This window comes from Terriglobia bacterium (assembly GCA_020073085.1).
Lineage (GTDB): Bacteria > Acidobacteriota > Terriglobia > JAIQFV01 > JAIQFV01 > JAIQFV01.
In genome coordinates this window covers 344,213-363,732 of sequence record JAIQFV010000001.1, presented here as the reverse complement: position 1 = coordinate 363,732, position 19,520 = coordinate 344,213, and the positions used below count along the sequence as shown (strand labels likewise).

Annotated in this window: 15 protein-coding genes and 1 tRNA gene; 4 read left to right on the top strand and 12 right to left on the bottom strand. The window is 56.8% G+C overall.

The genetic code is table 11. The features are described 5' to 3' along the window. The first annotated feature begins 176 nt into the window (after window positions 1–176). From LAO21_01435 to LAO21_01420, 4 genes are all read left to right on the top strand, one after another. A complete protein-coding gene (locus tag LAO21_01435; GenBank protein MBZ5551352.1) occupies window positions 177–2,384 on the top strand; it encodes a sodium-translocating pyrophosphatase in 2,208 nt (735 codons plus the stop codon). Window positions 2,385–2,511: 127 nt separating this feature from the next. After that, the gene (locus LAO21_01430; protein MBZ5551351.1) at window positions 2,512–3,354 is read left to right on the top strand and encodes a hypothetical protein; all 843 of its coding nucleotides are present in this window, start codon (window positions 2,512–2,514) and stop codon (window positions 3,352–3,354) included. Between the two features lie 147 nt (window positions 3,355–3,501). Continuing rightward, a complete protein-coding gene (locus LAO21_01425; GenBank protein ID MBZ5551350.1) occupies window positions 3,502–5,403 on the top strand; it encodes an adenosylcobalamin-dependent ribonucleoside-diphosphate reductase in 1,902 nt (633 codons plus the stop codon). A gap of 379 nt (window positions 5,404–5,782) precedes the next feature. After that, window positions 5,783–5,870: transfer RNA gene (locus tag LAO21_01420), tRNA-Leu, on the top strand. Window positions 5,871–6,045: 175 nt separating this feature from the next. Here the strand turns inward: LAO21_01420 and LAO21_01415 are convergent. The 12 genes from LAO21_01415 to LAO21_01360 all read right to left on the bottom strand — a co-directional run bounded on the left by LAO21_01415 (window position 6,046) and on the right by LAO21_01360 (window position 19,471). After that, window positions 6,046–6,531 carry a hemerythrin domain-containing protein gene (locus tag LAO21_01415; GenBank protein MBZ5551349.1) on the bottom strand — a complete coding sequence of 162 codons (486 nt, stop codon included), beginning with the start codon at window positions 6,529–6,531 and terminating at the stop codon, window positions 6,046–6,048. Between the two features lie 306 nt (window positions 6,532–6,837). Further along, the gene (locus LAO21_01410) at window positions 6,838–7,572 is read right to left on the bottom strand and encodes a tetratricopeptide repeat protein (GenBank protein ID MBZ5551348.1); all 735 of its coding nucleotides are present in this window, start codon (window positions 7,570–7,572) and stop codon (window positions 6,838–6,840) included. A 1,131-nt stretch (window positions 7,573–8,703) separates the two neighbouring features. Next, complete coding sequence (pta, locus tag LAO21_01405; protein MBZ5551347.1) at window positions 8,704–10,989, bottom strand: phosphate acetyltransferase; 2,286 nt, start codon at window positions 10,987–10,989, stop codon at window positions 8,704–8,706. Between the two features lie 227 nt (window positions 10,990–11,216). Then, window positions 11,217–11,792 (bottom strand): hypothetical protein, encoded by a 576-nt coding sequence (locus LAO21_01400; protein ID MBZ5551346.1) that lies wholly within the window; start codon window positions 11,790–11,792, stop codon window positions 11,217–11,219. Between the two features lie 226 nt (window positions 11,793–12,018). Then, the gene (locus LAO21_01395; GenBank protein ID MBZ5551345.1) at window positions 12,019–12,453 is read right to left on the bottom strand and encodes a c-type cytochrome; all 435 of its coding nucleotides are present in this window, start codon (window positions 12,451–12,453) and stop codon (window positions 12,019–12,021) included. Window positions 12,454–12,569: 116 nt separating this feature from the next. Next, the gene (locus LAO21_01390) at window positions 12,570–13,049 is read right to left on the bottom strand and encodes a YbaK/EbsC family protein (protein ID MBZ5551344.1); all 480 of its coding nucleotides are present in this window, start codon (window positions 13,047–13,049) and stop codon (window positions 12,570–12,572) included. A 159-nt stretch (window positions 13,050–13,208) separates the two neighbouring features. Then, window positions 13,209–14,522 (bottom strand): citrate synthase, encoded by a 1,314-nt coding sequence (locus tag LAO21_01385; GenBank protein MBZ5551343.1) that lies wholly within the window; start codon window positions 14,520–14,522, stop codon window positions 13,209–13,211. 125 nt (window positions 14,523–14,647) lie between these two features. Then, window positions 14,648–15,580, bottom strand: coding sequence for a branched-chain amino acid transaminase (locus tag LAO21_01380; protein MBZ5551342.1), 933 nt, complete (start codon window positions 15,578–15,580; stop codon window positions 14,648–14,650). Window positions 15,581–15,804: 224 nt separating this feature from the next. After that, a complete protein-coding gene (locus LAO21_01375; GenBank protein ID MBZ5551341.1) occupies window positions 15,805–16,062 on the bottom strand; it encodes a YfhL family 4Fe-4S dicluster ferredoxin in 258 nt (85 codons plus the stop codon). Window positions 16,063–16,262: 200 nt separating this feature from the next. Continuing rightward, window positions 16,263–17,930: a 2-oxoacid:acceptor oxidoreductase family protein gene (locus LAO21_01370; protein MBZ5551340.1), complete on the bottom strand. Its 1,668-nt coding sequence runs from the start codon at window positions 17,928–17,930 to the stop codon at window positions 16,263–16,265. 63 nt (window positions 17,931–17,993) lie between these two features. Next, window positions 17,994–19,094 carry a 3-methyl-2-oxobutanoate dehydrogenase subunit VorB gene (locus tag LAO21_01365; GenBank protein MBZ5551339.1) on the bottom strand — a complete coding sequence of 367 codons (1,101 nt, stop codon included), beginning with the start codon at window positions 19,092–19,094 and terminating at the stop codon, window positions 17,994–17,996. A 116-nt stretch (window positions 19,095–19,210) separates the two neighbouring features. Continuing rightward, on the bottom strand, window positions 19,211–19,471 hold the full coding sequence (locus LAO21_01360; GenBank protein MBZ5551338.1) for a 4Fe-4S dicluster domain-containing protein: 261 nt from the start codon (window positions 19,469–19,471) through the stop codon (window positions 19,211–19,213). Window positions 19,472–19,520 lie beyond the last annotated feature (49 nt).

The following is a 19,520-nucleotide window of genomic DNA, read 5'->3' as shown; positions in this document are numbered from 1 at the left end:
GCAAATAAAATAGTTGTGATATATACTCAGGTCGCTTCATTGGTCTGAGAGCACTTCGCATTATCTTCGCTTCATTTCAGGACTCAAATTTGCACTCGCGATTCAAATGATCCCAGCGTGCGGGGATTCTCGTGCGCCCCTAACCCCTCGATGTAAGACAATCTGGAGGATCACGTATGGTCTTTCTGCCGATCGTTATTGGGATTAGTCTCTTGTCTTTGTTGGTGGCTGTCCTGCTGGCCCGTTGGGTCTTGAGCCAGGATCAAGGGCCGAAGGAAATGCAAGTCATTTCCAATGCCATCAAGGAAGGTGCGGAGGCATTCTTGCGTCGTCAAAACGGCACGATTGTGCTGCTGGCAGTCGTGTTGGCTGTGGTCATCTTTGTTCTATACGCGTTTATCCGATCACATCACAGTTTCGATCCTGTGGCGACGTCGACGGGACTCGCGTTCTGGATCACGCTCTCCTTTCTGCTCGGGGCGGCCTGCTCCGTCTTTGCGGGGTATGTCGGGATGTGGGTTTCGATTCGCTCCAATGTCCGCTCGGCGTCGGCCGCACGGTCTTCGCTGAACAAGGCCCTCCAGATCGCGTTGCGGGGAGGCGCGGTGTCCGGCCTGTTTGTCGTGGCCATGTCGCTGTTCGGCGTGGGAGGCTTGTACTGGCTGGTCAGCACCTTTGCGCCCGAGGTTGCCAAGGAAAAGATTCCTTTGCTGATCGTGGGATATGGTTTTGGCGCCTCTTTTGTTGCCTTATTCGCACAGCTGGGCGGAGGCATTTACACCAAGGCCGCCGATGTCGGTGCGGACCTGGTGGGGAAGGTGGAAGCAGGGATCCCGGAAGATGATCCCCGCAACCCGGCGGTAATTGCCGACCTGGTCGGAGACAATGTGGGCGACTGCGCCGGTCGAGGGGCTGACCTGTTTGAGTCCACGGCAGCCGAAAACATTGGGGCAATGATCCTGGGTGCGACCCTGGCGGCGTCGGCGCAAAGGATGAATATGCCTTTCGCGTATGGCATCGTCGGGGTAATGATGTTCCCCCTGGTTGCCCGCGCTTTCGGCTTGATTGCCTCCATCATCGGAATCTTGATCGTCAAAACCAAGGAACAGGGCCAGGATCCGATGTCCGCGTTGAACCGGGGTTATGCGGTCACAGCCACGCTGGTGATCGTCGCGTTTTTTGGGGCCACGAAGTGGTTGCTCTCCAGCTCGAATGATCCCGATGCCTGGTGGAAGTTTTTCATCTGCGGGGTGATTGGGGTGCTGACCTCGTGGGCTTTTGTTTGGATCACCCAGTATTACACCGAATACCGGTATCGGCCCGTTCAGGAGATTGCCAATGCCTCCATCACCGGGCCAGCCACCAATATTATTTCCGGAATCTCGGTAGGGATGGAGTGCGTCCTTTTGCCCGTGATTACGATATCGATTGCCATCCTCGCCTCCTATCATTTGGGGGAATGGGCCGTCCCGAACGGAGGGCTGTTTGGAACCGCCGTCGCCACCATGGGGATGCTGGGCTCCGCGGCATACATTTTGGCGATGGACACTTTCGGGCCGATCACCGATAACGCCGGCGGAATCGTGGAAATGTCCAAGCAACCCGAAGAGATTCGCAAGAAGACAGATCGTCTGGACGCTGTCGGCAATACGACCAAGGCCCTCACAAAGGGTTATGCCATTGGATCGGCGGCGCTGGCAGCCTTCCTGCTGTTTTCCGCTTACATGGACGAAGTGCGCCTTTACCTGGGCTCTGAAGGAGAAACACTTTTTCACCGGGTCGACATTGCCAAGCCCGCGGTTTTTGTCGGAGGCCTGCTGGGAGCCATGTTGGTGTTCTTCTTCTCCGCCCTCGCGATAAAAGCAGTGGGGCGGGCAGCACAATCCGTCATCGCGGAGGTCCGGACCCAGTTTAAAGAGAAGCCCGGGATCATGGAGGGGACGGAGAAACCCGATTATGCCCGTTGTGTTGACATCGTGACGCGCGGGGCCCTCAAGCAGATGATCGCTCCCGGACTGGTGGCGGTCGGGATGCCTGTTGCCGTCGGAGTACTATTCCGCATGTTTATCACGGCCCAGGACAAAACGATTGCGGCCGAGTCCGTTGCAGCCCTGCTCATGGTGGGCACAATTGCTGGAATCCTGATGGCCCTGTTCCTGAACAACAGCGGCGGCGCGTGGGACAATGCCAAGAAGTTTATTGAATCGGGCCTGTTTACGGTGGACGGCAAGGTGGTGGGGAAGAAATCCGACCCTCACAAGGCGGCTGTCGTCGGAGATACGGTCGGCGATCCCTTTAAAGACACGGCCGGGCCGTCCCTCCACGTGCTGATCAAGCTGCTTTCCACCATCACGCTGGTTCTGGCTCCCCTGTTCATTAGATAGTTTTCTGAAGATCCGGGCGGCGATCCAGAGACGGTTGGGTCGCCGCTTTTCTTTTGATGTGTGACCCGTGCCCCGTTTAAAGCCACCACAGAGAAAAATATTATTTGTCTTCTTCGACGGAGTGGGTTTGGCGCAAAGAGCCAGGCGCCTGAACCCTTTTCAGTTCCTCCCTTCAAGGTTCTTTTCATTTCGACGCCGCACGATTTTTCGGGAGTTTGCGGGATACGGGAAGGCGATTGACGCCACCCTGGGGGTAGGCGGGCTCCCGCAGAGCGCGACTGGTCAGGCCTCTATCCTCTCCGGCGTGAATGCCGCCCGGTTGCTTGGCCGACATCTGAACGGCTTCCCCAACCGCGAACTGCGGGAATTGCTCTCGCGGGAATCAGTTTTTGTGAAGCTCAAGAAAAAAGGGTTGGATGCCACCTTCGCCAATGCGTATCAACCGGAGTTTTTCACATCGCCGCTGGCGAGACATTACGTTTCCGTTTCCACAGCGTCGGTGACCGCCGCCGGGATCCCCTTGAATGACATCGCCGCGGTGGCCTCGGGGGGGGCGTTGTACCAGGAATTCACGAATTCCTATTTGAATGCGCGGGGGTTTTCCCTGGAGGTGCGGACTCCAGAGCAGGCGGGTGAAATCCTTGTCAAGATCTCCCTCCGCCACGACTTTACCTTTTACGAATATTTTCTGAGCGATCTGGTGGGGCACCGAAAGAGTTTCGATCGCGCGTTGATCGAAGTGTACAAACTCGATCGCTTATTGACGGGGGTGTGTGCTCGATTTGATTTTCAATCCCACACTTTGCTGGTGACCAGCGATCATGGAAACCTGGAGGATCCCGCGACGAAGTCGCACACCCGAAATCCCGTCCCGTTGTTGGCCTTCGGGCGCGACGCTCAGTTTTTTGCCAGAAGGGTACGGTCCCTGGCCGACATCACCCCGGCCATCCTGGAGTTTTTTGATCGCTAAGCGCAAGATGAATGGGGATAATACTTATGTTTCAAGCCCTCCGGCGGGCTGGACCCGGAGGCGGTTTGCGGAAGCCTCCCGTGCGATGAGAGGCAAGGGCATGTGGTTCAGTTTTCGCTTTATGTTCGCTTTTTCTTCTGGTAGATTATGGGTATGAATCTCACCTCCAATGCTCAGATGGTGTTCGAGAAGCGTTATCTCAGGCGCGACCCCGAAGGGAAAGTCTGCGAGACCGTGGAGGAGCTGTTCCGCCGGGTTGCTCAAGCCGTGTCTCAATCCGAAGCCCATTACAAGGGGGCGCTTTCTTTAGAAGAGGTTGAGCAGAAGTTTTTCGACATGATGGCCACGCTGGAGTTCTTGCCCAATTCCCCCACCTTGAGGAACGCCGGAACACCGCTCGGCCAGCTCTCGGGATGTTTTGTTCTGCCGATCGAGGACTCGATGGAATCGATTTACTCGACTCTCCGGGACGCGGCGCTTATTCAGAAAAGCGGGGGTGGTACCGGTTTTTCTTTCTCCCGGTTGCGGCCGCGCAATGATGACGTGGCCTCGACCCGGGGCATCTCTTCCGGGCCCGTTTCCTTCATGCGGCTGTACAACTACTCTACCGAGATCAACCGACTCGGGGGAGCGCGCGCCGGCGCCAATATGGCCGTGCTCCGTTACGATCACCCCGACATCATGGAGTTTGTCACCAGCAAGTCAAATGACGAATCTCTCAATAACTTCAACCTCTCCGTTGCCGTCACAGACGACTTCATGGATCGGCTCAAAAAGGATGATTCGTTTGAACTGGTCAATCCCCGGACTGGCAAGCCGCAGGGGTCGATGCATGCGCGCGAGCTCTTTGAGAAGGTCACCGAACTGGCCTGGGCGACGGGCGATCCCGGGTTGGTGTTTCTGGACCGGATCAACCGCGACAACCCCACCGCGCACAAGGGGGCGATCGAGGCGACCAATCCGTGCGGAGAGCAGCCCCTGCTCCCATACGAATCATGCAACCTCGGCTCCATCAATTTGGCCGCGCATATGATGGACGGCAGGTTCGACCTGGAAAAATTTCAGGAAACGGTCCGCTGGGCGGTACGTTTCCTCGATGACGTGATTGAGGCCAATCAATACCCCCTGGAGAAAACGGCGGAAATCACGCATGGCAATCGGAAGATCGGCCTCGGCCTGATGGGCTTTGCGGATGTTTTGATCCAGATGGGGATCGCTTATGATTCGATGGATGCCCGGAAGTTCGGCGAGCACGTGATGTCAACCCTGCAACGGGAGGCCCGCGAGGCCTCGTGCGAGCTGGCGGAACAGCGCGGGGTCTTTCCCAATTTCAGAGGCTCCCGTTATGACGTGGCCGGAGGAGAGCGGCTCCGCAACGCCACGGTCACCACCATTGCACCGACCGGGACTCTAAGCCTGATTGCGGATTGCTCCAGTGGGATCGAGCCCCTTTTCGCGCTCTCCTACTTCCGGAACATTCTGGGCGAGGAGCGCGCCGTCGAGATCCACCCGGCCTTTGCCGCCGTCGCGCGGGATCGTGGATTCTTCTCTGAACGCTTGATGGAAGCCCTCGCCGAGCAGGGTTCGATCGCGGACCTGGGGAATGATGGGAGACACGCCTTCGCAATTCCCGAAGACGTGAAAAAGATTTTCAAAACGGCGCATGACATCGCCCCCTCTGACCACGTTCGCATGCAAGCGACTTTTCAGCAATTCACCGACAGCGCCGTCAGCAAGACGGTGAACCTCCGGGCGAGCGCGAGCGTTGAGGATGTGGCGGAAGTGTACCGGCTGGCCCATGAAATGGGCTGTAAGGGAATTACCATCTTCCGTGACACCAGCAAGCGGCACCAGGTGCTCCGGAAGCCCGCAGTTCAATTCGAGCTCAAGTCGATCACACAACGCGAAGCAACGGTCATCTCAGGGTGGGGGGAAACGGAACGCGCAGAATTGGCGAATGAAATCTGCGGGGAGTGCGGCGGTCCCATTGAGCATTCCAGCGGCTGCCTTCACTGCCGCGTTTGCGGTTATACCGTCTGCCAGGTCTAGTCCTGTGGCGACGATGGGGTCTCCAAGAAACCTCAAAGGGGGAATCGCTGTTTCGGGAAAAAATGGGGAATGCGAGAAGTGACTGATCAGCAGAATTTGTCCCGACGAGGGCAAGAGAATTCATCATTAGGAGACCAGGAATATAGGAAGTTGAAGGCCCCAATCTAAAGAGAATCTGAGGCTCCCTCCCGGCGGGCCTTCCCTCAATAACTGATCCTCCTGTGTTCCTGGCTTCCTAATAAAACCCGGGTTTGGTTCCGGCTCGTCCGAAATAGGGTCTTGCTTTCAATCCGCTCTTCGCCGAGAACGGAGGGAGATGAGGGGCATTTATTTGCCTTTTTCCGCACCCTGCGAGTATATTCTTGCCTCAGTGACGGACGCGGGGGTGGCGGAATCGGCAGACGCATGAGACTTAAAATCTCAAGCCCCAAAAGGGCGTGAGGGTTCAAGTCCCTTCCCCCGCACCACATTTGACTTCTGGCGATACCAAATTAAGCCCTCACGCCGAGGAAGTCAGAGGTCGACAAGGCGCTTGGCAACGCCGGAGGGGATCGGCGGGAGTCAGATCAGGGCCACATCTATTTGCGCCCCTGGCTTCCATTTCCGCATTTGATTTCTTGTTTTCCTGCCTATCGGGTTTCCTTAATGTGCTTTGTTGAGCTCCTCCATCCTGCGGCCCACTCTGCTCCATTCCTCTTCGGTGAGCATGTGTTCCGCCATCGGGAACAGCACCGAATCCTCCTTGACGATATGCATGGTCAACAGGGGATTGAAATTCTCCCACACTGAACGGAGCCCGGGCAGGTCGCCCGCGGCCACCGCTTCATTGAGTTTCACGAGGAGGGCGTTGTGCTGTTGGTGCTCGTTCAGCATGACGGCAATCGGCCCGCCTTCCCGGCCAATGTACCTTTCCAAGGCGGGAAAGAGGGCGTCCTCTTCCTTCTTGAAGTGAGTGGCGACATCCTTCTTGAAGTACTTTAATGCATCCTCGAAAAACGGCTTCCAGGAAACTGTCACAGAGAGGTCTGCCGAATCCAGTACGCGGTTCATCTCATTCAACAACTGGAGCACGGACTGGTGCTCGTGCCGCAGCTCCTCGGTGGCATGGGCCTTGATTTGGGTGGTCATGGAGTCTCCGATCTGAGTTTGATTCTTGCCGTCGTCCTTCTACCGCCGGTCAAGCTGGTCAGTCAGGGCTGCCTCGAGATCAGGGTTTACCCGTGAGGTCAAACAAGGTCGCCGGGTCTTTCTCCATTGGCTAGGAGGATCTCTGACTGTCCGGAAGATCTTATAAGTTTTCAATGATGGAAACGATGACTAAAGTCACAGGGACGGACGTCCATTTCAGAAGGGAGAGAATATGAATCGGGCCGCCCCCCGGGGGAACGGGAAGGGGAGCAGCCCCTGGATCCCAACACTGGATCTCTGGAGATATCACTTGTCGGATTCCGCTGATTTCTTTTGCAACCTTTCAATCATGGTTTCGATCTTCACCTTGTCAGTCCCCTTGGGGGCATGTTTGAGATAGAGCTGGAGAGCGTTGGCCGCGTCGTGAAACCGTCCAGTCTTTTCGTAGGCGTTAGCGAGATACAGTTGCGACTCGATCACCCGGCCCCCTCCGAAACGAAATGCAAGTTGGAGGGGATCCTCCGCCTCATGGGCATGACCGCTCTTGATGAGGGCATAACCGAGAATGAGGTAGCCGTTGGAAGATCGGGGATTGAGTGCCGTGGATTGTCGAAGAGACTGAATGCTTTCTTCCATTCGGTTGAGATTCAGCTGTGCGATCCCTATGGATAGAAAGGAGACGTCCGATTTTGGGTTGACCTGGATGGCGTGCGACAAGGTTTTCAGCGCCGCCTCAAATTGACCTTCCCTGACGTAGACGACTCCCAGGGCTTGAAGGGCGAGAAAATAATCAGGATAGAGATCAAGGGCCTGATGGAGAACCTGGATGGCCTCGACGTTTTTTTCTTTCTTGAGGAGTTCTGTCGCCTTCTTGTATTGGGCCTCGGCCTCCTTGGGGATGGCCTGAGCAAAAAGGGTGCCGGTAGAAGAAGCACGGCTCGGAGTGGTGGTGCGAGCATGAGTCAACGTTTCGAACTCGGGGTCCAATGATGAGCGCCGATTCGAAATCCCGACCGGTCCCAGGGGACCGCGATGAGACATCTGAGCTACCAGAATTCCATCTGTCTTGGGTCGACTCAGCGGCCGGATCATTCCTTTCAACAGCACTTCGGAGGCAGCAGGGCGTGATTGGGGGGAGAGAAGTGCCGCGGGGAGTTGGGCTTGACCTCCCTCCGGACTTGGGAGGGCGAGTGGGGAATCTGATGGCTGGTGGTTCAAGCGCGGGCCTTGGTCCGCGCAGACGTCTGCCGGTCCAATCGTTAGACTCAACCCGGCCCACAATAAAAGCCTGCTGAGCATGAGAGCCTCCTTAAGGTCTGCCCCCCCATTCCAGGAAAAACCAGGAGGCACACGACTCGGATGGAGACCACGTTATGGAAAGAGGTGTGTAATTGAAAAGAGCAACCCAGAACACGCAAAGATCATTGACCCGAGGGCGTCCGTAGGCCGTGTGATCTTCCACTCAACAGGAGGTGAAACCCTGTCCGTGCAGGAGGTAGTCGTAAGTTCTTCGATCCGCAAGAATGAGGCGGCACGCCATAAAAGGTAGGTTGTTCACATCGGCAATTTACCTCGATGTGTGCGGGCGTTTGCAGGTGTTTTTGGAATTGGTCTGATCAGTTCCAGAAATTAGGCGGTAATTACTTTTTTGAAGACGGTACCGCCACTCCTGCGGATTGAAGAACTCGCGTTCGGCTTTTGGATTGGCTTCACTTCAGTTGTCAAAGATCATCTAAAACCACTGGGTTTATGCTGTACTAGGGGCCGGGATGCATAAAGAGAATATACAATTGACTTGCCAAACTTATGGATTTCTTGTTCAAGTATATCTCATTTAAATTGTTTAAATTAGAACCATGAAAGAATGGGAATGATTCTTGGCTTGAAACACAATGGATAAAACTTGTCGCAACAAAACTGTTGCACGCAACACATTCCCGTGAGACTTGCTGTGAGGACCAAGGGGGCCGGAGATACCTTCGAAGCTGTAAATTATTCCAAAGAGGTCAGGGTAATGTTCAAGACAGGGCAGCGCTTGGTTAGACCACTGGGATCTTGGAGAGGGCTGAATTGAAACCACCGGCAGCGGGGGGATCAGCTTATCCTGGGCACCGGCAAAGCCCGACCTTTCAGCCCTCCGCACTCAGACAGAGAAATTCCGACAAAACACCTTCAACGGGTTGCTCCAACAACCTCCTGGTGGTGGAATTCATACAACTGAGCGTCGACGACGGCGATTGCCGCCATATTGACGACCTCAGTGACCTCCGCGCCACGCTGCAGGACATGGACGGGCCGGCCGATACCCATGAGGATGGGCCCAATGGCCTCCGCCCCTCCGATGCGCATCATCAACTTGTACGCGATGTTCCCGGACTGAAGGTCGGGGAAGATCAGGACATTTGCCCCGCCCTTAAGTGTCGAGAAGGGATAGGTTTCGTTGATGATTTCAGGCACCACGGCCGTGTCCGCCTGCATTTCCCCGTCGATCATCAACTCCGGCATCAACTGCTTCACAATCTCGGTGGCCACACGCACTTTCTCGGTGAGGGGGTGTTTGGTGGAGCCAAAGTTCGAGAATGAAAGCATGGCGATGCGGGGCTCAATATCGAAGCTCCGGGCGACCTCGGCGCTGCTCATTGCGATCTCTGCGAGTTCATCCGGAGTGGGATCGATGTTGACGGTGGTGTCCGCGAAAAAGAAGGTTTCCTGCTTGGTCATGAGGACATAGAGGCCTGAAACCCGATGGGAGCCGCTCCGTGTCTTCAGGATCTGGAGCGCCGGCCGGATGGTATCGGGATAATGCTGCGTCATCCCTGAAATCAGCCCGTCGGCATCGTTGAAATGGACCATCATGGCCCCGAAGTAGTTGCGGTTCAGCATGATTTCATGGGCCTCGCCCAGCGTGACGCCCTTGCGCCGTCGCAACTGATAAAACTCATTGGCATATTTTCCAAAGAGAGGCGATTGAGTGGGTTCGATGATTTGCGCGCCCTTCAGAGTCAGGTCCAATTCCTTTATGGTCTGGGTAATCTTCTCGATGCTTCCGAGCAGAATAGGCTTCGCGATTTTCTCGTCGATCAGGATTTGGGAGGCCCGCAGAATTCTCTCATGGTCGCCTTCCGGAAACACGATTCGTTTCGGATCCTTCCGGGCCTTGTGGACAACGTGACGGATCAGTTCTCGGGACTTTCCCAAGCGGAGTTCCAGTTTTTCCTTATATTCGTCCAGGTTCACCGGCTCGCGGGCCACGCCACTATCCATGGCTGCTTTCGCCACGGCGGAGGCTTCCCAGATCAACACGCGGCTGTCAAACGGCTTGGGGATGATATAGTCCCGGCCGAATTTGAATCGTTCTCCTCCATAAGCCCGAACGACGGTATCGGGGACATCCTGTTTCGCCAGTGAGGCGAGGGCGAGAGTCGCGGCTATTTTCATCTCCTCATTGATGGCTGTCGCCCGGACGTCCAGGGCGCCGCGAAAGATGAACGGGAATCCCAGCACATTGTTCACCTGGTTGGGATAGTCGCTTCGGCCGGTGGCCATGATGACGTCATTCCGCGCCGCCTTGGCGTCCTCATAGGTGATTTCGGGGTCGGGGTTGGCCATCGCAAAGACAATCGGATTGACATTCATCGACCGCACCATGTCCTTCGTCACGCAATTGGCGACCGACACTCCGCAGAATACGTCGGCGTCTTTCATGGCGTCCGCCAGCGTTCTTAAAGAAATGTCCTGTGCAAACCGCTGCTTGTACGGGTTCATTCCTTTCTCGCGGCCTTTGTAAATGACGCCATTCGAATCGCAGAGAGTGACATTTTCACGCTTCACTCCCAGACGGACGTAATGTTCGGCACAGGCGATGCCCGCCGCGCCGGCACCATTGAACACGACCCGGACCTTGGAGATGTCCTTTCCCACGAGCTCGACGGCATTGATGAGCGCAGCGCCCGAAATGATGGCGGTGCCGTGCTGATCGTCATGAAACACGGGGATTTTCATCGTTTTCTTCAGGGTTTCCTCGATGTAGAAACAGTCGGGGGCCTTGATATCCTCCAGGTTGATGCCGCCAAAGGTCGGTTCCAGGAGTTGAACGGTGCGGATAATCTCGTCAGGATCATGGGTATCCAGTTCTAAGTCAAAGACGTCAATGTCGGCGAAACGCTTGAAGAGGACCCCTTTCCCTTCCATGACCGGCTTGCCGGCGGCCGCCCCGATATCACCCAGGCCCAAGACCGCGGTGCCGTTGGAAACCACCGCCACGAGGTTTCCCTTGGCGGTATAGCGATAGACGTTCTCGATGTCTTTTTCGATCTCACGGCAGGGCTCTGCCACGCCCGGCGTGTAAGCCAGGGAGAGATCAAACGCGGTTCGACAGGGCTTGCTGGGCGTCACTTCGATTTTCCCGCGACGCCCCAAGGCGTGGTAATTAAGTGCATCTTGTCTTCGGATGGTCATAACGGCTCCTCTCGGTAGGTAGGAAGAAAAAACGGGTCACGACTGGGTCTTGTCTGAAAAGGGACGAACCCCCGCACTCCTGAACCGGGAGTTCCGTTGTTCAGGGGATGGCTCAAGCCTCCGGGCGCGGTGGTTCGAACTGCGCGGTCCTCCTCAGAAGCTCTTAATGCAGGCGGGGTCTGCCGTTTGGAATACCCTGGAGCCTCGCATGCGCCGCGGGGTGATTTTCACGTTCGGGACCACTCCACGCGGAGGGGGTCATGATCGGTCCAATGAATTTTGAGCGACCCGCGGTTCGCGTGGTGCAGGCCCTTTCCCAACAGGACAGCGAGCGTGCGGTGAGTGGTAAAGACAGAAAGCCCCCCTCCAATGCGCTCGAACTTCAGCAAGCGGGCCAGCGGATTCCGCTGCCGTTCGCGCTGGGCAATGCGGAGTATTTGCGACAGGATATTTTCCTCATGGCCCGGCAAGAAGTCGCCCGAAAGACTCACGATGCCACCCACTTTCCCCTCGCGTTCCAATCGACAACCCGGACACTCGACGCGGGGGAGCTGTTTAAACCGGGTCAGCGGCCGGGGCGGGTAGCTCCAACGCTTGCCATGATAAACCGCCTTGCATTGCCTGCAGACAGCTTCTCCTGCCGTGTGCACATCGCGGGCGACTAACCCGTCATCAATGCGATAGGAACGCGGCGAAGGTTGCGAGCCGGGGGAATGCAGGGGGACAGCCGCCGTTTGGGTTTGAACCTTGGGAACGCCGTGAAGTCGACCGCGGCGACCCGGGCGGGAAGACATCGGAACCATAACGTCTCCTTTCTTGGCGCTTGAAGACGTATTCGGCACTTAGGGGGCATCCATGAGGCACCCTCCAAATCGGTTGTAGCAAATCATGCTGCCCTATTGTAACAACACTGCACCATCCTTTTCAATGCTCCCTTGAGGAACAAGCCCGGCTCGTCCCTGACTCCCTCAACCATGCCCCCTTACGCGTGCGGATTCCCGCAAAAATGGACACGGCGATTCGAGGCCCTCATTTTTCCTGCAGCGACTCGATATACTTCATCAAGACGTAAATGTTCAACGAGGACTCCATCGATCCTTTGCTGCGTCGAAATCGCGTCCCCCACACGGGCATTTCCCTGGTCCCATGAGCGGAAATGGCTTTCTCGCCATCCACGAAGGCCATGACATGGACTTCGTCGAATTTTCCCTGGTTCTTTTTGGCGATTTGAGACAGATCAGTCGGGGGGGCCTTCATCGCCACTGCGACCGGCCCGCTTCCCTTGCCATCCTTGCCGTGACAGGAAGCGCAATTCGTTTCGAAGAGCTTCTTGCCGCGCTCCAGTTCCGTTGTGGCTTCTGTCTTGACTGTCACCTCTTTCTTGGTTTGGGCTGCCGTCCACGCGACGCCCCATAGGCCCAGGCAAAGCGGAAGGATGAGAGCGTTCAAAGCGAGCTTCTTCATAAAGACTCCTTTCCCGTAATGCCTCTTCTCGTCATGGCAAACCATTGATCCTGGCGCTCGCAGGCAGGGAGGACAGGTCGGGGAACACGGGCGCGCCGAGTTGTTCCACAGTGACATCATGCCGGGACCAGTTGGTGAGTCAAAGAGAGAACAGTCGGCTGGACCAGCCGGTCGAAATCGGCGTAGCCCATCCGGATCGTGTCCGTATGCGTCCCGGCATTGAACACGATTTCGGTGTCGCGTGTCAGTTGAGTGTCCACGAAAACCGGCAGCCCATACAGGTTGCCAAAGGGAGCCATCGCCCCGACCTCACAGTCCGGAAAAAGGACGGCAAAGTCTGATTCCGTGGCCAGCGAGACGTGTTCAAACGGGAGCGCATGTTCGAGGGCGGCGATGTCCACCTTGTGAGAGGCAGGCAGTACCGCCATCAAAAACTTATCTGCGGTCCGCAAGATGACGGTCTTCGCCATCTCGCGTCCCTTGACGTGTTGTGCCGCAGCGACTCCCTGGGCCGTATAGGCCAGCCGGTGCGTGCAGTGGGTGTAAGATACCCCGTTTGCCTCGAGGTACTCCTTCAGACGATTTGTGATGGACATAAATCACCCCTTCCTCTGGTCTGCAGAGATGAAATGGTATCCAGTTTTTTGTCCTCTTCGCTCCGTACTCTCAGCGGAACCGGGATCGGTCCCCTCTGAAACTCGCCCCTCTGGTGGGAAGCGGCCCCGGCGATCGCCCGTCCGGACCGGGGCACCCCCTTACACGGCGGTCTTGACCGCGACGTTTGAACGTTCCTCCAGGGGCTGATAATCGCGGCTCTCGTAACCCAGGTAAACTTGTCGCGGACGGGCGATCTTCTGCTCCGGATCCGTCAACATCTCCTGCCACTGCGCGATCCAACCTGAGGTGCGTCCAATGGCAAAGAGCACCGGGAACATATCGATCGGGAAGTCCATGGCCTGGTAGATCAAACCCGAGTAGAAATCCACGTTCGCATAGAGTTTGCGCTGGATGAAGTATTCATCATTCAGGGCGATGCGTTCCAGTTCCATGGCGATATCGAGCTTTGGATTGCGGCCCGTCACGGCAAAGACTTCCTCGGCGAGTTTCTTGATGATTTTGGCACGAGGGTCAAAATTCTTGTAGACGCGATGGCCGAATCCCATCAGTTTTCCTTTGCCTTCCTTGACGCTCTTGATAAACGCGGGGATGTTCTCCTTGGTTCCGATCTCGTCCAGCATATAGAGCACTTCCGCATTGGCGCCGCCGTGGAGCGGACCGTACAGCGCCGCCGCTGCCGCCGCGACGGCTGAAAAGGGATCGACGTGCGAGCTTCCGACGCCGCGCATGGCGCTGGTACTGCAATTCTGCTCATGGTCGGCGTGCAGGATGAACAGCACATCCAGGGCGCGTTCCAGCACCGGATGCGGCTTGAACTTCGGCTCCGTCATCTTCCACAGCATGTTCAGAAAGTTGCCGGGATAGCTGAGCTCGTTGTCGGGATAGGCGTAGGGCATCCCCTTGGAATGCCGGAAGGCAAAGGCGGACAGGGTAATCATCTTGCCGATCAGCCGGTAGATCTGCTTCTTTCGATTCTCGGGATCATGGATATCCTTGGCGTCCTTGTAAAAAGTGGAAAGGGCGCCGACCGTACCCACCAGCATCCCCATGGGGTTGGCGTCGTAATGGAAGCCGTCCATGAATTTCTTGATGTTTTCGTGAATAATGGTGTGGTGGTTGATCTGGAACGTCCAATCTTCCAGTTGCTCTTTGGTCGGCAATTCCCCATGGATGAGCAGGTAGGCGGTTTCCACGTAGGTGGATTTTTCCGCGAGTTGCTCGATCGGATAGCCGCGGTACCGCAAGATGCCCTTGTCCCCGTCAATAAACGTGATCCGGCTCTTGCAGGAGGCCGTGTTCATAAAGGCCGGATCGTAAGTCATCATCCCGAACTCCTCAGGTTTGACTTTAATCTGCCGCAGGTCGAGCGCCTTGATGGTGTCGTGCTGGATCGGGATTTCGTAGGTCTTCCCCGTCCGGTTGTCCGTAATGGTGAGAGTCTCTTTGCCCATAACTTTTTCCTCGTTTAAGGGTTTAAGGTGTGAGTGGATCGATCGTTCGATGAGAGTGTAACTCGGCCGATGGCGGCGGCCCGCCGGTGAAAAGCGGACCGCCGTCACGTTTTATGATTCCCGACTTATCTGATCCCGATCTCGGCACGCTGGTACCGATAGGCTGGAGTACACCATTCGGCATACTTCGGAAATTTGTTGACCACCACCGCATTATACAACTTTTGAACTTCCCGGGTCACCATTCCGATTTCCCCGGTTCCGACCATCCGCCGGTCGACGGAGGTGATGGAGGCGATCTGTGCAGCGGTCCCGCAGAAAAACAGTTCGTCACACACATAGAGCTCACTGCGGTCAATCTTGCGGACCTCCACTGGAAGATGCAGCTCTTCCTCGGCCAGGCGGATCACGGAGTCGCGCGTGATGCCCTCCAGGATGTTCTCGGTTTCTCCCGGGGTCACCAGTTTGTGATTGCGCACCATGAAGATATTGAAGCCCGGACCCTCGCTGACATGGCCGCTCTCGCTCAACATCACGGCTTCATCAAAGCCGCTGGAGTGAGCTTCGTCGGCCGCCAGGGCGCAGTTGACATAACCGCCGGAGATCTTTCCCCGGCACGGGATGGCGTTGTCCTCGGTGCGTCGCCACGAGGAGGTGCAGACGCTGAGCCCGCGCTGGGTGTCGAGATAGTCCCCGAAAGGCACCGCCACAATGAAGAAATCGTCATCCGTGGCCAGCCGCACCCCGATGCTCCGGGTGGACTTGTAGGCCAGCGGGCGGATGTAGACGTTTTCAGTGAATTTGTTGCGCTGCACCAGTTCGACGCTGAAATCACACATCTCGTTGACCGACAACGGCAGCTTGATCTTGAGCAGGTTGCAATTGCGCTTCATGCGCTCGTAATGCTCTCGCAGGCGAAAGAGATAGATGTCTTCGCTCTCGGCATCCCAGTACCCCCGAATGCCTTCAAACACCGCCGTCCCATAGTGGAGCGCCTGAGTGAGGATACTAACTTTTGCGTTCTCGAGGGGGACGAATTCGCCCTTAAAAAAGACCATTACGTTTCCGATTTCGGGATGCGGAATCATGGAAGCTTCCTCCTTGGGGATGATCCTTCGTTGGGAAAATGCGCGGGCGGTCTGCGGAGCTAAGCGGCAGCACTCACTGGTCCGGCCTCTGATCGGGTTGCTCTCAAAGACACCGGGAAGAATCACGGCATTCAGGAAGTCCCACAGCGCACCCGCGGGTCCATCGGATCGAACAGTTTCAGTTCACGGGCGCTCTACTGGACGGCCTCGCCCGCGTGCAACCGCTCCTTCTTGGCCAACAGTTGCTCCGGGGTTTCATGCACGTCAGGATTCAGCACAATGCACTCGACCGGACACAGCGGAACACATTGGGGCTCATCAAAGAACCCAACGCACTCCGTGCACCGGTCCGAGTTGATAACGTAGATCCCATCCTGGGAGATTGCCTGATTCGGACAAGGCGGTTCGCAAGCGCCGCAGGAGATGCAGTCGTTCGTAATCATTAAGGCCATGAGGTTTTCTCGCTCCTTTAGAAATTGGAATGGTTTACTTCATATGAGGTTCTGCGCGGAGCCCCGGGGACGGGACTCCCGCACCCCCGGCAGAAGCCGGACTGACAACCGTAGAAAGCCCAACAACTAAGCCCCTTACCACCGTTACTGCGTTTTCGTGCCAATTCGAACCAGGACTGATCGCCGGCAGCCCGGATCCTTCAGACCTGAAGGATCGCCTCCATCTCCTGAACGGCCTGCATGCCTGCTTCAATGGCGCGGCGGTTCATTTCAATCAGTTTTTGATTTTTCACCAGCGCGTCGATCGCCGCAAACACCGTTTCCTTGGAGAGCAGATGCGTTCGGGCCATCAAGCCCCCAATCATGACCATATTGGTGACCTTGGGGGAGCCGATTTTCTCAGCAATTTCCGTGGCTGAGAGCGGGACCGTTTCGATATCGTCTCTCACTGGCGGCTCATCGATCAACGATGAATTGTAGATGACCAGTGCGCCAGGCGTCGCTTCCGGCAGGAATTTCAATAAGGAAGGTTTGTTGAGAGAAAGGAGTATGGTGGGACGAGACACCAGCGGCGATCCAATCTCGTGTTGTGAGAGACGGACGTGGCAATGTGCTGTGCCACCCCGCATTTCTGGTCCATACGAGGGAAGCCAAGAGACCCGATACCCACTTAGCATTCCACTCTCAGCCAAGACCTCGCCAAGGAGAAGCACTCCCTGGCCTCCGAATCCCGCAATCTTGATCTGGGGATTCTGATATTTTTCCGGAACGGCGGGCGGGAAAGAGCCGGCTTCCGTCCGCGGCGTGGCCGGCGAGCCCGTCGACTCATAAAAGCGGGAGCGTTCGTTGTAGTTTCCCAGCAGCGCGGCACTGCCGCTGGTCTCTCCCGGCCGTTCAGTGGCCCGGATCCCGAGGATGGAGGGAACCTCGACGAGAGGCACCTCTTTTCTCGGGGCCCGCGGGAAAGAGACAGGAGGCGGGGAGCTCGGCTCCACAGCATTGCCGGCCGGCACCTTGGGTGCCGGGGTCTGGCCCGCCTCCGAAGCTGCGCTCAAGCTACCCGACGCAGCCTGCAAAGTTTCAGCTGTTTTCGCCGGCGGCGCCGTCTTGTCGCGGTACACGCCCAGCTTAAAGTAGGGGATCATATTCTCGTTCAGCCACTTTCGCGATTCCTGCGGGGTCATCTTCCAGATGGTCGGACAGGGGGAAAGGATTTCCACCAGCGAAAAGCCCAGGCCGTCAATCTGGTTCTGGATGGCCTTGCGGATCGCCTTGCGCGTGCGCATGTTGTTCTTGCTGTCGAAAATGGCGGTCCGTTCGAGGTAAACGGGCGCCTCAAGCGAGGCCAGCAACTCACAAACCCGCATGGGGTACCCCTCGTTTTGAACCGTTCGCCCGAAGGGAGAGGTGGTCGTCTTCTGACCGAGCAGGGACGTGGGGGCCATTTGCCCGCCGGTCATTCCATAGATGGCGTTGTTGACGAAGAACACCGTAATGCCTTCTCCCCGGTTCGCGGCATGCAGGATTTCGTTGCCACCGATGGCCGCAAGGTCCCCATCGCCCTGGTAACTGAGAACAATGGAGCCCGGGCGGGAGCGCTTGATGCCTGTGGCCACAGCGGGAGCTCGCCCGTGCGGGGCCTGCACGTTCCCCACATCAAAATAATAGTAGGCGAAAACGGAGCATCCGACCGGGCTGACCAGGATCGTCCGGTCCTGTACCCCCAGGTCGTCAAGACATTCTGCGATCATTTTGTGAATGACGCCATGCCCGCACCCGGGGCAGTAGTGGGTGACATGCGGGTCGCCATCCTTGCGCTCGAACAGGTCGTAGATAGAATCGGCTCGTTGTTGGACAATCGTGTACATTCTTTTTGGCTCCGTTTTCGTTAGAAGGTAAATGTTCGGTTACTCATTTCTTGCAGGACCTCGCTAAACAGCGTGCAGGCCCATCGGGACGGCCATCGCCTCATTGCACTCGGCAGGGTGGGAGATGGTCGACTTAATGACTTCGAAGACTTCCTCGGTGGAGGGAACACACCCTCCCATGCGGCTGTAAAAGTCGCAGGGGTGACGCCGCGAGATCGCCAGTCGCACGTCGTCCACCAGCTGTCCATCACTCAATTCCACGGTCAAAAAACGCTCCGTCGACAGGGAAATCTCAGCCAGTTGCGGGGTGGGGAAAGGGAAGAGCGTGATGGGGCGGAACAAGCCTGCCCGGATACCATAATGGCGGGCCATGTCGACGGCCGATCGCAGCACCCGCGAGACGATGCCATAACCGACCAGCACAATTTCAGCATCGTTCACTTGATAGGCCTCATACCGGACCTCGTTTTCCCGGATCTTGCGATACTTTGCGGCCAGACGCAGTTCATGCTGCTCGAGCGCCTCATGCGAGAGATAAATCGACGTGATCACGTTCTTTCGGGTTGCCGCGTCCCCTCGCGCAGCCCAATCCTTCACCGGCGCCTCTTGGGCGGTCTCTGGAAAATCCACCGGTTCCATCATTTGTCCGATGTAGCCATCGGCCAGCACCACGGCGGGGTTGCGGTACTTGTCGGCCAGCTCAAAAGCCAGCATGGTTAAATCGCACATCTCCTGGGCCGAATTGGGGGCAAGCACGATGTTGTGATAGTTGCCGTGGCCTCCTCCTTTAACCATCTGGTTGTAGTCGCCCTGTTCCGGACCAATGTTTCCCAGCCCCGGGCCTCCCCGCATGATATCGGCGATCACACAAGGGAGTTCCGACCCGGCCAGGTAGGAGATCCCTTCCTGCATCAGGCTCACCCCTGGGCCGGAGGAGCCGGTCATACAGCGCAGCCCGGCCGAAGAGGCGCCATAGATCATGTTGATCGAGGCCACTTCACTTTCGGCTTGAAGAAAAGTGCCTCCCACCAAAGGAAAGTAGTAGGCGGCCGCTTCCGCAATCTCACTGGCAGGCGTGATGGGATACCCGAAATAGGCGCGACAGCCCGCGAGAATCGCACCCTTCACGATGGCTTCATTTCCCTTAATTAGCTCTTTGCTCATGATTATTTGTCCGCTTTGGTGGTTTTGATCCCGAAAGTTGTTTTCGCTCTAAAGGTTGATTGAAACTGGTCTTACCAAATGTCGTTGGATGGGTCCGCCTCGCCCGGGCCGCTGTGCTATGCCGCACGGTCCTGCTTCGGCTTGGGTTCTTCATCCTGCCATCTGTAGACGGTGATGGCCCCGGGCTCGGGGCAGACATAAAAGCAAATACCACATCCCGTGCACCCGTCCCCCAGATACTGGGCGGGGTGATACCCCTGAACATTGAGAGCGGTCGAAAGCTGGATGACCTTCGGGGGACAGGCGTCAACACAAACGGCGCACCCCTTGCACTCGTCCTGGGTAATGTCAATCTTTCCACGCGGTGGATTCGGCATCCGAAATTCCTCTCTGAGCAGTATTGGTTTCTTACCGGCCTTTCAGACT